The organism is Candidatus Seongchinamella marina (genome assembly GCF_026262685.1).
GTDB classification, from domain to species: Bacteria; Pseudomonadota; Gammaproteobacteria; order Pseudomonadales; family Halieaceae; genus Halioglobus; species Halioglobus marinus.
Genome location: NZ_SHNP01000001.1, coordinates 851,268 through 863,795 on the forward strand (window position 1 = coordinate 851,268; position 12,528 = coordinate 863,795).

12 protein-coding genes are annotated in these 12,528 nt (G+C 53.2%); 8 read left to right on the plus strand and 4 right to left on the minus strand.

All coding sequences use genetic code 11. The features are described from left to right. The first annotated feature begins 179 nt into the window (after nt 1-179). The 8 genes from ihfB to EYC87_RS03790 all read left to right on the plus strand — a co-directional run bounded on the left by ihfB (nt 180) and on the right by EYC87_RS03790 (nt 7,306). Nucleotides 180-476, plus strand: a complete 297-nt coding sequence (gene ihfB / locus EYC87_RS03755; protein WP_007229200.1) for an integration host factor subunit beta — start codon at nt 180-182, stop codon at nt 474-476. A gap of 75 nt (nt 477-551) precedes the next feature. Beyond that, nucleotides 552-857 carry a LapA family protein gene (locus EYC87_RS03760; protein ID WP_279251683.1) on the plus strand — a complete coding sequence of 102 codons (306 nt, stop codon included), beginning with the start codon at nt 552-554 and terminating at the stop codon, nt 855-857. After that, a complete protein-coding gene (gene lapB / locus EYC87_RS03765) occupies nt 850-2,058 on the plus strand; it encodes a lipopolysaccharide assembly protein LapB (protein WP_279251684.1) in 1,209 nt (402 codons plus the stop codon). Before EYC87_RS03760 ends, lapB begins: the two co-directional genes overlap by 8 nt. A gap of 26 nt (nt 2,059-2,084) precedes the next feature. Next, on the plus strand, nt 2,085-2,786 hold the full coding sequence (gene pyrF, locus EYC87_RS03770) for an orotidine-5'-phosphate decarboxylase (RefSeq protein ID WP_279251685.1): 702 nt from the start codon (nt 2,085-2,087) through the stop codon (nt 2,784-2,786). A 108-nt stretch (nt 2,787-2,894) separates the two neighbouring features. Continuing rightward, complete coding sequence (locus EYC87_RS03775; protein ID WP_279251686.1) at nt 2,895-3,242, plus strand: ComEA family DNA-binding protein; 348 nt, start codon at nt 2,895-2,897, stop codon at nt 3,240-3,242. 56 nt (nt 3,243-3,298) lie between these two features. Next, a complete protein-coding gene (locus EYC87_RS03780; protein WP_279251687.1) occupies nt 3,299-4,225 on the plus strand; it encodes an NAD-dependent epimerase/dehydratase family protein in 927 nt (308 codons plus the stop codon). Further along, nucleotides 4,222-5,205 (plus strand): MraY family glycosyltransferase, encoded by a 984-nt coding sequence (locus tag EYC87_RS03785; protein WP_279251688.1) that lies wholly within the window; start codon nt 4,222-4,224, stop codon nt 5,203-5,205. The genes EYC87_RS03780 and EYC87_RS03785 overlap by 4 nt, the downstream gene beginning before the upstream one ends. A 76-nt stretch (nt 5,206-5,281) precedes the next feature. After that, entirely contained in the window at nt 5,282-7,306 is a 2,025-nt protein-coding gene (locus tag EYC87_RS03790; protein WP_279251689.1) for a polysaccharide biosynthesis protein, read from the plus strand. A 1-nt stretch (nt 7,307) separates the two neighbouring features. On the opposite strand, the gene EYC87_RS03795 is transcribed toward EYC87_RS03790, so the two are convergent. The 4 genes from EYC87_RS03795 to EYC87_RS03810 are packed head-to-tail and all read right to left on the minus strand — an operon-like array spanning nt 7,308 to nt 12,419. Further along, nucleotides 7,308-7,724, minus strand: a complete 417-nt coding sequence (locus EYC87_RS03795) for a DUF6524 family protein (RefSeq protein ID WP_007229178.1) — start codon at nt 7,722-7,724, stop codon at nt 7,308-7,310. 45 nt (nt 7,725-7,769) lie between these two features. After that, nucleotides 7,770-8,972, minus strand: a complete 1,203-nt coding sequence (locus EYC87_RS03800; RefSeq protein WP_279251690.1) for an iron-containing alcohol dehydrogenase — start codon at nt 8,970-8,972, stop codon at nt 7,770-7,772. Nucleotides 8,973-9,025: 53 nt separating this feature from the next. Then, the gene (locus EYC87_RS03805; protein WP_279251691.1) at nt 9,026-11,248 is read right to left on the minus strand and encodes a 6-phosphogluconolactonase; all 2,223 of its coding nucleotides are present in this window, start codon (nt 11,246-11,248) and stop codon (nt 9,026-9,028) included. 52 nt (nt 11,249-11,300) lie between these two features. Continuing rightward, the gene (locus EYC87_RS03810; RefSeq protein WP_279251692.1) at nt 11,301-12,419 is read right to left on the minus strand and encodes a porin; all 1,119 of its coding nucleotides are present in this window, start codon (nt 12,417-12,419) and stop codon (nt 11,301-11,303) included. Nucleotides 12,420-12,528: the final 109 nt, after the last annotated feature.

Consider the following 12,528-nt stretch of genomic DNA (forward strand, 5'->3'; position numbering starts at 1 on the left):
CGTTTGTTTCCTGAGGTCCTGCAGGACCAATTTTAGGCCCGGGCTTAGGTATGGAGTGCCCGCGTAGGACAGCAAAAACTGTGATAAAAACACACTTTTTCTATATAAAATAACAACTTGCGTAATAAGCGATCTAGGGCCACAATATTCATCTGGTAAAAAATATTCGAATAAGCCCGATGACTAAAAGCGAACTGATCGAAACCATTGCTGCTAGACAGAGTCAGCTGTCCTCAAAAGACGTTGAGTTGGCGGTGAAAACAATTCTGGAGCATATGTCCCACTCCCTGGCCGATGGTGAGCGGATAGAAATCCGTGGCTTTGGTAGTTTCTCTCTGCACTATCGAGAACCCAGGCGTGGCCGCAACCCCAAGACCGGTGATGCCGTTGAGCTCACTGGGAAATACGTGCCTCACTTCAAGCCTGGAAAGGAATTGCGCGAGCGGGTGAACTTGGGGCTGCAGATGGGCCTGTAAACTTGCCCTCGTAGATAGAGGCGGTATGATCGTGAGGTCGTACCGCTTTTTTGTTTCTCTAAATTGGACCCCTGCATGAAGCTGCTTCGAAACCTTCTCTACATCGCTCTGGTACTTGCAATGGTTGCAGTTGGCGTCCTCTTTGCTTTGCAGAACGAAATGCCTGTGCCACTGGATCTCCTAGTGGTCACGTTTGAGCCTCGAAGTCTCGCCCTGTGGTTGCTAATCGCCTTTGCTGTAGGTGGAATGCTTGGTATGGCGATGTCCTCGGTATTAATGGTGCGCACCCGCACCTCTCTGGGGTCCGCAAACCGTAAGCTGGCCCGGAGCAAAGCGGAGTTGGATAAGCTGCGCACGGCGGGCCTGAAAGACGGTGAATGATTATCTTGTATTCGCTCTTTTCTTTGTCGCGATTGTCATAGGCTGGTACCTGGGGCGTCGCGGCCAAGCGAAATCTGCATCCGCCCCCGATCTTCCGGGGCAGTACTATAAGGGGCTTAACTACCTGCTGGACGGCAAGCCCGATGGGGCAGTTGATGCTTTTATCAACGCTTTGGAAGTGAACAGCGAAACCTTAGAAACGCATATCGCGCTGGGTAATTTGCTGCGTAAACGGGGTGAGGTGGACCGGGCCATCCGTATTCACCAGAACCTGCTCGCGCGCCCCAGCTTACCCAGAGCGCAGGTGCATCAGGCCCATCTAGAATTGGCCAGGGATTACATTAGCGCGGGATTGCTGGATCGCGCGGAGCGACTTCTGCTTGACCTGGTGGCGGAATCGCCGATCCAGCGTCGCGATAGCCAATTACATTTGTTGGACATTTACCAGAGCGAGCGCGAGTGGCAGCAGGCCATCGATATCGCCGTTGAATTATTGCCGCGCAAGAGTTTACTGGGGGGTACCGCAGGGGCTGCCGCTGACGAGCCCGGACAGTCAGTGCCGGTGATTCTGTCGCATTACTATTGTGAGCTTGCCGCCGAGCGTCGGCAGGACAATGACTTGCAGGGTGCCAGGCAGCTGCTGCAGGAGGCGCTCGCTATGGACAAGCAAAGTGTACGCGCCTCGATGATGTTGGGCGATGTTGAGTTTGACGCCGGTCGATTTAAGCAAGCGATCAAAGCCTTGCGCCGAGTTCGCCAGCAAGACCCCCTTTACATCAGTGAGTCGGTTCCCAGTTTACGCGCGTGTTATCGAGAGCTGGGCGACGAAAAGTCTTTGTTGGCTTATGTGCGGGAGTGTCTTGATAGCCATCCGTCCCCACCTCTTTTGTTGGCCGCCGCTGAGGACATCAGGGAAATGGACGGGGGTAGCACTGCCGAGCAGTTCCTGATTGAGCAGTTGGACAAAATGCCTTCTCTTCGAGGCATGGAGAAATTGGTGAGTTTCCGAATCAGTGCGAGTGAAGATAAGCCTCGCGAGGACCTCAATTTACTGCAACAGCTGGTTCAGCGCCTGATCGAACAGCGACCATCTTATCGTTGCAGTCATTGCGGTTTTGCCGCGCGTCAGCTGCACTGGTTTTGCCCGGGCTGCAAGTATTGGGGCACGATTCGCCCCATCCGTGGCACCAGTATGGAATAATGCAGTCCCCTGGAAGAGAAGTATCTATGAGTGATAATCCCGTCATTGTGGCCCTTGATTTTCCCGCTGCGGAGCCTGCCCTGGCGTTGGCTGGTCGGCTCTCTCCCGAACTGTGTCGCCTGAAAGTCGGCAAGGAGCTATTTACCCGCTGTGGTCCGGGACTGGTGGAGTCGTTGCATGGAATGGGCTTCGACGTATTTTTGGATCTTAAGTTTCACGATATTCCGAATACCGTAGCCGGTGCCATTCGCGCAGCGGCCGAGCTAGGCGTGTGGATGGTTAACGTTCATGCGGGCGGCGGCCGCCGCATGCTGGAGGCCGCGCGGGATGCCCTGGCGCCTTTCGATAACAAGCCATTGCTTATCGCAGTGACCGTACTGACCAGTATGTCCGATGATGATCTTGCCGAGATGGGTTATACCGAGACAGCGGCTCAACGTGTTATGCGGTTGGCTGCTTTGACTCAGGACTGCGGTCTTGACGGTGTGGTCTGTTCCGCTATGGAGGCGACGCAGCTGCGAGCTGCTCGGGGTGACCGCTTTTGTCTGGTGACACCGGGTATAAGAATGGCAGGGGATGCAGCTGGCGATCAACGACGAGTTGTGACCCCCGTCGATGCGGTGAAAAATGGCTCTGACTATCTGGTAATAGGTCGCTCTGTTACGGCCGCGGCAGATCCCCTGATGGCATTGCAACGCATTCATATCGAATTGAGGGCGCTCCGCTAGAAAAGATCAAATACAGTCGTCGGGGTATGGCACGGGCCTTGCGCTGCTAAACTTTCTCTCGATACGGATAGCTGCATGGATGCAGAGAGCTGATCAGGGAGATCAAATATGACTAATCGACAAAATCGTAACGCCGGCGCAGCTCGCGCCAAATTCATTGACCCCTTCAAATACCTGGCACTGCTTGCGGTGCTATTGAGCGGGATTATTATCACCCCGGTACAGGCCCAAGAGGAGCAAGTGCCACCGGGGATGACAACCATCGTTAATATTAATACGGCAGATGCCCCGACGCTCGCCGCGGGGCTATACGGTATTGGCACATCTCGAGCCGAGGATATAGTTCGTTACCGAGAGGAATTCGGTGCTTTTACCACATTGGACCAACTCACCGAGGTTAAAGGGGTGGGTAAATCGACGCTCGAAAAGAACCGAGCACGGATAACACTGGAATAAGACCTGCGCATCCGTATTATTAGGGGGCATATGCCCCCTTTTCTATACATCTCATTGTGAAATACCTGGTAACCGGTGCAACCGGCTTTATCGGCTTGGAACTCTGTCGCCAAATTCGCCAGGATGGGCATGAATTGATTGCCTTTAGTTTGCGCGGTGAGGCGATGCCGGACGGCACTCCCACCAGGGCAGTAGATTTCAGCAAGGAAAATCTTTCCGCAGCTGAGCTGAACAGCGTGGACACAGTTTTTCACCTCGCCGCAATAGCGCACCAGCAGGCTGGAATTGCGGATTATGACGCGGTTAATCATTGCGCCGTACTTGAGCTCGCCAGGCAGGCGCATACGGCGAGAGTGAAAAACTTTGTTTTTCTCAGTAGTGTAAAGGCCATGGGCGCGGGCGATTATCCCGGGGCCAGAAGTGAGCAGGACTGCATTTCTCCCCGGGATCCATACGGGCTGTCGAAGTGGCAGGCGGAGTCGGGGCTCAATCGAGAGTTTAGTGCCAGTCGCATGCGTGTTTGCATACTGCGCCCGGCGTTGGTGTATGGTCAGGGTGCCAAGGCCAATCTTGCACAGCTGTTAAAGTGGGTGGGCAAAGGCCTGCCGCGGCCGCCAGCTGAGGGCGCGCGATCGATGATTTCGAGCGGCGATCTGTGCTCCCTAATGCGACTTGTCGCAATGGCGGCGGCGCCTGGGGTATCGACTTTTATTGCAACTGACGGTGAATCCTACAGTACCCAGCGTCTCTACGACGCCATTCGTGATGCCAGAGCTATGAATAAAGGTATTGCATGGTGTCCTCGCTGGGCCTGGTGGCTGGGTTGTGGCTTATTAGACCTCAAACGGCGTTCAGCGGAACCTACCAGAGCCAAGCTGTTTGCCACAGAGTTGTACAGCAATGCTGCTGTGCTTGACGCCACCCCATGGCGTCCCCGCGAAACATTTGAAAGCACGCTGAAGAGCGCGAGAGGGGTACTTTGATCGTATTAGCCATCACATTGCTGACGTCTTGGCTGCTATGCGGTATTTACCTGCGAATCGCCCAGCGCTGGCAAATATTTGACCTGCCCAATGAGCGCAGTTCTCACCAATTGCCGACGCCTCATGGTGCGGGGGTTCCGCTTTTTATTGCCCTGGGCATCGGCGTTGTTACCGCCGCTGTAATGGGAGAGAACTGGCCGCCCCAGTACTACCAGCTACTGACTATTGCGGGATGCCTGATGTTGGTGGGTGTATTGGATGACCTGCGCGGATTATCGGTGGCCCTGCGCTTCTCGATCTACGGCTTGAGCAGCGTACTGGCGGTGACGTTTATTTTCAGTCCATGGCAGGATAACGTTACGTTTGCGCTGTTATCCGCTGCGCTTGCTGTCGCGGTCCTCATCTGGATGTTGAATCTCTACAATTTCATGGATGGTATTGACGGGTACGCGGCGAGCCAGTGTCTAGCTGCCTGTTGTGGGGCGGCGGTGCTGGCCTGGAGCATGGGTCCCACCTCGAGCTATCCACTTTTTTGCTTACTATTGGCGGCTGCACATGCTGGTTTTCTGTGCTGGAACTGGCCATCGGCGAGTGTGTTTATGGGAGATGCGGGCAGTGTCCCCACAGGTTTTCTGCTGGCAGCCCTGATGTTGTTGGGTGAGGCGCAAGGCGAGCTCCCATTGGCCTGTTGGTTGATTTTACTTGCGGTATTTGTAACCGATGCCTCTGTCACGCTGCTGTGGCGAATTACCACTGGGCAGCCCTTTACTCAGCCTCATCGTCTGCATGCCTATCAACGACTCAGTAGGCATTGGGGCGGGCACTTGCCGGTGGTGTTGACCCTACTTGGCATCAATGTTCTTTGGCTGTTTCCTTTAGCTGCTTTGGTAGCTTCCTTCCCCAAGTATGCAATTTTATTGGTAATTTTGGCATATTTTCCTCTCGTTTGGGGCATGGCTATAGTGAGGAAATTCAGCTAGTATCTCTGCTCCGGTCGCGCCATAAACATTATTACAGCGGCATGATGACCAAACCATTAAGAGTGAGGAAGAGGGCTTGCTGAAGTTTTTTGGCCGTATTGTTTCGCGCTCTGCATCCGGGATTCTCGGAAGCCTCCGGGACGGTCTTGAAAAACTGATTGAATTACCTCGCAATATCAAGCAATCCGGGCTCTTGGCTCTGGATATGTGCTTTGTTACTGCTTCTATGTGGACTGCCGTTGCCTTCCGTTACGGCCATTTAGACTTTTCTCTGGGTTCAACTGAATTTGTCTGTGCGATATTTACGGTTCTGGTGAGCGCTTTTATTTTCTTGCGTCTGGGCCTGTATCGCGCAGTCATCCGATTTATGGGACAGCAGGCTATTTGGGCGGTAATCACTGCAGTCAGTTATTCCACCTTGATACTGGGAGCGGCCGTATTCTTCTCGCAGGCCGATGTGCCGCGCTCCATGCCCTTTGTTTATTGGGGCCTGGCTTTACTGACCATTGGTGGTACGCGCCTCAGCGTTCGTGCCTACTACCAGGCCAAACTCCGCTCGTTATCAGAGAATGTAATCATCTACGGTGCCGGTGAGTCGGGGCGACAGCTACTCACAGCGCTTAATCATGGCGACCAGTACAGAGCCGTGGTGTTTGTCGACGATGACCAACGCCTGAATCAGTCGGTGATCAATGGTTTGCAGGTCGCCAGTCCCGGTGAAATTGAACAATTAATCGCTGAGCACGATATTACCCAGGTTCTGCTGGCAATTCCCTCTGCCTCTCCGGAGCGTCGTAAGGAAATTATTAACTCCCTGGTAGGTCTGCCTGTTTATGTGCGGACTGTTCCGCGAATCGCAGAATTGGTAGCGGGCGAGGCGAGTGTAATTCAGATTCAGGACGTGGATCTTGATGATCTTTTGGGGCGCGAGCCTGTGCCACCTAAGCCGGAATTTATTGACCGTTGCATCACTGAAAAAGTAGTCATGGTGACAGGTGCAGGTGGATCAATTGGCTCCGAGTTGTGTCGGCAGATCGTCAAGTCTGGCCCCAGGGAACTGGTATTGCTGGATAATAGCGAGTACGCGTTGTACAACATCGAGCGAGAACTGCGCGATTTAATGGATGCGTCAGGACTAGACATCCAAATGGTGGCGTTGCTGGGGTCTGTTCAGGATGGCCGCCGGCTCGAAAGCGTATATCGAACTTTTCAGGTTGAGACCGTCTATCATGCAGCTGCTTACAAGCACGTGCCCATGGTTGAGTATAATGTGGCCGAAGGTGTCGCCAACAATGTGTTTGGGACCTGGCATGCTGCGGAGGCTGCGCGAAAGGCCGGTGTCGATACCTTTGTCTTGGTGTCGACCGACAAAGCAGTCAGGCCGACCAATATCATGGGTGCTTCCAAGCGTTTTGCCGAGATGATTTTGCAGGGGCTGGCGCAACGGGACACCAGAACCCGTTTTTGTATGGTTCGATTTGGGAATGTTCTGGGCTCCTCAGGGTCGGTAGTGCCCCTGTTCAGGGAGCAGATAGAAGCTGGAGGTCCTGTTACAGTAACCCACCCTGAAGTGACCCGCTATTTTATGAGTATTGCTGAGGCGGCGCAGTTGGTGCTGCAAGCCGGTGCAATGGGTACTGGAGGCGATGTTTTTGTGCTGGATATGGGCGAGCCAGTGCGCATCGTCGATCTGGCTCGTCGAATGATTCGTTTAAGTGGCTATGAAATGGATCACGATAACCATGTTGGCCATCATATTGATATAGAGTTCATTGGACTGCGCCCTGGCGAAAAGCTTTACGAGGAGTTGCTACTGGGTAGCAACGTAGCCGGAACGGGTCACCCGATGATCATGCGGGCAGAGGAAGAGTGCCTTTCTTACGGTCAGATTCATGGCTACGTCACCGACTTGGTGCGCTACTGTGATGACATGGACTGTGCTGGAATTACTTCGGTGCTGCGCAAGGCAGTCAGTGGCTTTAGTGAGCATGAAGTGCGTCACGACCTCGTTTGGAATAAGCAGGCTGAGCTCGACGCCCAGCCGCAGACCACTGTTGTCCCTTCCAATGTGAAAGAGCTCTTCCCCGATAAATCATCCTGATTTAATCGTCTACATCGTCCACCGAGTATTGCCCGCTGAGGCGACGACGTATGTGCGCCCAGGACATGCCCACTGCCAGCAGCAGAGCTACCAGTGTTAACGCAAGCCAGGTGATAGCGCCAGTTGCGTCCAGACTGAGCCAGCCTTGATCTACCAGTAGCCAAATCACGCAGGAGAACAGCGCAGTTCCCAAAATGATGCCCAGTGGCCCTAATGCATTAAAACTGGCTCGCAGAAAAATAATCCAGCCTATTGCCAACACTACTCCCAGCAGCGCAGGCACAGGCCCGAATTCGGTACCTTCGGCAAATACCCATCCCAGATAGGAATAATCAGTAGGGTTATAAGTTCCAAACACCAACACAGCGGCAAAGATGAACCTTGCGATAAAACTGACCGTATTAAATTCATTCGACATCACATTGTCCCGTTCTAAAAAGCGAGTGTTGTCAGGATAGATGACTCAAGTCGTGGGAAGCAAGTCGCGCACAATGGCTGTCACCTCTATTTCGGTCATATAGCGGGGAACCGGATAAAGGTCTCCCGCCTCAGCCAGGGCTTCTTCAACAACACTGGGAATATCACTTGCCTGCAGTCCATTAGGCTTTAATGGAAGCTCTGTCTCCGTCCGCAGGTCTATAATCGCTTTGATAAACTTCTGCGCGAGGGAGGAGGGCGCTTCTCCGTTCTCGCCCAGTCCTACCAGCACCGCCAGGTCAGCGAGTCTTTCATGGACGCAGTTTCCGTAAGCTGATAACACCTCAGGCAGTACCATAGCGTTGGCGTTGCCGTGCGGGGTTTGGCAGATCCGACCCAACTGGTGCGCGATTCCATGAACATAACCTACCGAAGTGCGGCCAAAAGCCGAGCCTGCGTAGAAGGAAGCCACAGCCATAGCGTCTCGCGCTTCCATGTCATCGCCATCGTGCCAGGCCCTGGCCAGGTAAAGGAACGTCAGTCGAACCGCAGCTTTGGCCTGGATTTCTGTGGCAGACGTGGAGGCTGTGGACAAATAGGATTCAACAGCGTGGGTGAGGGCGTCCATTCCGGTCGCCGCCGTAATCAGTTTAGGCATTCCCTTCATTATTTCCGCGTCCAGCGCGACGTACCCAGGAATCAGTTTGCTGTCCACTACAGGGACTTTTCGGTGTGTTTCCGGGTCGGTAATGACGGACGCGAGGGTGATTTCGGAACCTGTTCCAGCCGTGGTTGGCACGGCGAACAAGGGAAGTCCTGGGTTTTTGGACTTCTGAATGCCATCAAATGATTTGAGGTCACCAGGGTTGCTGTATAGCAGGGCGATGAGCTTGCCGGCATCCAGCACTGAACCCCCGCCGACTGCGATTACCGCTTCGCACGCCTCGGTTCGCAGTAGCGCTTCTCCCGCTTGTACCTGATTAAACGCGGGGTCGGGCAGAACACCATCGAATATTGCATATGCCACACCATCCTTCTCCAGCTGCTGCTTGATGCCGTCTAGAATCCCCGAGCTTCCCAGAAAACTGTCGGTGACAATCAGAATTTTACGAATGCCTAATATTGCTACCTGCTCAGTGAGCACAATGGCCGAACCCTGGCCCTTGTAGACTAACGGTGAATTTCGTGGAAGGAGGCGTAACAACCAGGTGACAGCGAAGGCCCGAATTTTGTAATAAAGGATTTTCACAAGTGTTGTTCCCAGGGTAAAAAAGGGGCTTATGATACTCCTGCAAAGTAGGGTCAGGCTACTTGGTTTTTTGCCCTCGGTAGGTTTTTCTTGCGCTGCCAGCGGGTGATGCTCGGCAAGGGCCTCAGGTTTTTCTTATCTATCGCCCTGGCGACGTTTTCGTTGACGAACTCGGTCATGGCGGCAGTGATTTGCCGCGCCATTTTATTGCCTTCCCGGTTAGTGGACATCACCAGCAGGTGTGGGTTGAGGGGATCTAGTGGCAGTTCATCCTGCGCTCTTTGTAAAATCATGAGCCTGGCTGGAATTTCAAGCGCTTCCTCACTGTTGACGCCTTCTCTCTTAAGGCGCTGGGCAACAAGATACTCATGCTCTTCAGCGTGTCTGCCAGCCGACACTAGAAAATCATCCTGGTGAATGATGCTGAGAAATGGGATGTCATAGGCTAGCAGAATATCCAGGGCTTTCAGGTGGCGTCTTTGATACTCCACTGGGCTATGCAAGCCGGCATTTATCTCTTTCGCCAACCCGTAAAGTGAGGCGGTTTTTAGCAATCGACCCCCAACAAGGCGCAATACATAGGGCATGTCCGCATTGAGCATGCGCTGCTGTACAGGTCTTTGTTCTAAGATTTTTCGCAAACCAACGGTCATGCCATTGATGAACGGGCGGGATATCCTGCGCTTCAGGAAGCGGTCCAGCCCGGTGAGAGTTGACGCACTCTCGGCGAGATCACTGGGATGAGCCGGTCCTAATTTCCCATTCTCATCCAATTTATAAATGCGCTCAAACCCCGAATAATCCAACGCGGTATCATGTCGGACATGCGATACCAGTGACCTCACGTTCTCACCAGTGTTCGGTCCATCGCAAGGAGACCATGTAGCAAGGTGGATAATGCCGCTGGCTCGCAGAGCGTCGATCAGCTGGCGGTCTTCGGCCTTGAGTTTTTCGTAGGCTGGAATATCTGCGTCATAATCAGTTAATACAGAGAGCAGTAGGTGGTCAGAAATCACCCCGGCTATGGAGTGCCCGGCAATGGGCACAGCTCTGCCCTTGCGCCAGTTACTGAGGATAGCCTTGCGCAGCGCGCGTGCGTAGTGTGGAAAAATTTCATCGCTATCCATGAACTTGGCGCGACTGCCCCTATGCAGGGCAGAGACTGTCCAGGAGCTGGGCAAACGAATGAGTAGGTTGGCGAAGCTGAAGAGCCCCATAAATCCATGCATAAGCAAGATGTGTACACCGTTTTCTTCATCTCCAGCGCGGGTCTCTGCTTTGTTTTGAACGATCTGGCCCCGTTCACTGAACTCGAAAATCGTTTCATCAAAGTGAAGCGATTGTTCGTCGGCGAAAATGTACACTTTCTCTGCAACGTCGGGACTTTCACGCAGCAGGCGCAGGGGTGTTTCCATGACAGTTTGTTCGAAGTCGGCCGACTCTTCCATTTCAAAACGGCCAAGGGCTTTTAATTTAAGAGAGCCGGAGACAATGAGTGATATGCGCTCAGCGTTGATCAGAACTCCCCTATTAAGGGCCACTCTGAGAGCCCCGCCGCCCCGCTTTAATAGCAATGTGCCAGATTCTCGGTCGGCCAGCTCTGGCATATGGGGCGCGAGTGCGCCAATCGCCCCGTCTTTTCCTATGCCACTGACAATACAGTGGAAGGCCATAGATACGCCCAACTTGCTCTGGATGTCTTGCTGGTAGCGCAAGGACTCTTGCTTTGCCAGCTGTATCGCGCGTCGCGACTTCCCGTTGTCTAAGGCTTGCTTGGCCGGTGCCAGGTTGATTGGGTGTACCAACGTGGTAATCATGGCATCAATAATATCGTCCAGATCTGAATCTGCGGACAGTTCGAGGCTGCCGGCCAGGACTTTAGTTCCCCGCTGTTTGCGCAGTTTTTCGGCGAGCGGGACGATAAAATTCATAATTAGTGACTGTTCTGCGCTCTCCCAGCCGGGTTCTCCGGTGGTTTCTTCCAGAAAGTAGAAGCGGACAAACCTCAACCAATCGATACTGTTATGGTGGTAATTAAGCCAGGCATGATATTGGGATTTGATCGTATTGCCACCGCCTATGGCAATGGTGAAGTAACTGCGTTTATAGTGCCCCCAAACCCGGTAACGACCACGATCACGCCAGTCGTTAAACTGCTCTTGCAGTACCTGGGCGGCATGCCGTCCCGCCAGCGCGAGGGAAGCGGAAATCCCGACATGAATGCCGGCTTCCTCCTGAATCAGGGCGAAATTGTTAGGGCTGCTGCCAGGCTTCATGTTTTATTCCGTTACTGATGTTCGCCAAAATAGGCTCTGTGTAACTTATCCGTTAATACCAGTAGATACGAATGCCTGAAGTAAAAGCCCAGCCTTCGTACCGACCGCCATCCCCGACAGTGTCCTTCATCTTCCCGTACTGGAGGCCGTTCTGCCACTTCAATTTTTGCCCGTAGAAAAAGTAGTTGGCTCCCAGGTAAAATTCGCTGTATTGGTCACCTTTATCGCCGACAATCTCCCGCTCATAGCGGCCCAGTCGCAGTCCGTTGGCTTCTTTACTATCCAGGTAGGTATAGCGCGCAACCCATTGGAGTTTTTCAGAACTGCTGTAAAATGGCATGAGCACCAGCCCCCAGATGTCACTCTGTTCTCCCCAACCGTTACCGGCAGATAGGTCTGTCCACAGCCCCCAGTGGCCATTCTCCCACTGACTGACCAGGTTGGTCACGTTGGAAAAATTGCGGGTGTTATTGAGCGGGTCTTGATCTTGATAAACGTAATCGAAGCGCACCTTTGCCGTTTTCAGTTCCAGCATTGATGAGAAATTCCAGCCCAGAGAAGTGAGGGTAAAGTAACTGCCGTCTTGAAAACCAACCTCGTCGTCAGGGTCACCAGAAAAAACGCCAGCCCGGTATGTAAGACCGTTCTCTAACTCACCTTTGGCACTGACACCTGAGAAATACTCAGCAGTAAACCAGAGGTTATTGGTCAAATTATTGCGTTCTGTTGTCAGTAGCTTTTTGGATGAGGTGGCGCCGTCCAGGGTGAAGCCAGCAGAATGCTTGAGAAAACGAAGATCCAGCTCTTCCCCCGGGTTCCAGCCGACATAGGCATCGGTCAGCCTGCTATACCAATCCCCAACGGACTCTTGAAGATCGAAATCTCCTTCCAATTGCACGACCCAATCATTGGCGAGCTTGGATTTAAAGCCAAACCGAAACCGTCGCCATAGTAAGTCGTCGAATTCGCCTTCATCTGCATCAGCGAATATGGCGTCTGCCTGCAGCCTTCCTGACAGGGCAAAGTTCTTGACTAAGCCAGCACCCTCGGAGCCATCATAGAGTTTGAGTTGATCCCAGAGGTTATCGTAGGAAGATTGGGCCTGGGCTGGACTCGGAGAAACAGTGATCAGAGCGAGGACCGCAAAAAAGTATGTTCTAGCTGATGGCATAACTGCCAATCCTCGAAGCGACGACGGATTACCCAAGTGAGTTTATCAGGGCAGGACTTGAAGGGAAGTAGGGAGGCGAAGAGTTTGCTTTATCCCAAAAAAAAGGGCC

What these genes read in the sequence shown, in the direction of transcription:
- ihfB (WP_007229200.1), top strand. Translation starts at nt 180, where the DNA reads ATGACTAAAAGCGAACTGATCGAAACCATTGCTGCTAGACAGAGTCAG.
- EYC87_RS03760 (WP_279251683.1), top strand. Translation starts at nt 552, where the DNA reads ATGAAGCTGCTTCGAAACCTTCTCTACATCGCTCTGGTACTTGCAATG.
- pyrF (WP_279251685.1), top strand. Translation starts at nt 2,085, where the DNA reads ATGAGTGATAATCCCGTCATTGTGGCCCTTGATTTTCCCGCTGCGGAG.
- EYC87_RS03775 (WP_279251686.1), top strand. Translation starts at nt 2,895, where the DNA reads ATGACTAATCGACAAAATCGTAACGCCGGCGCAGCTCGCGCCAAATTC.
- EYC87_RS03795 (WP_007229178.1), bottom strand. Translation starts at nt 7,724, where the DNA reads ATGTCGAATGAATTTAATACGGTCAGTTTTATCGCAAGGTTCATCTTT.
- EYC87_RS03805 (WP_279251691.1), bottom strand. Translation starts at nt 11,248, where the DNA reads ATGAAGCCTGGCAGCAGCCCTAACAATTTCGCCCTGATTCAGGAGGAA.
- EYC87_RS03810 (WP_279251692.1), bottom strand. Translation starts at nt 12,419, where the DNA reads ATGCCATCAGCTAGAACATACTTTTTTGCGGTCCTCGCTCTGATCACT.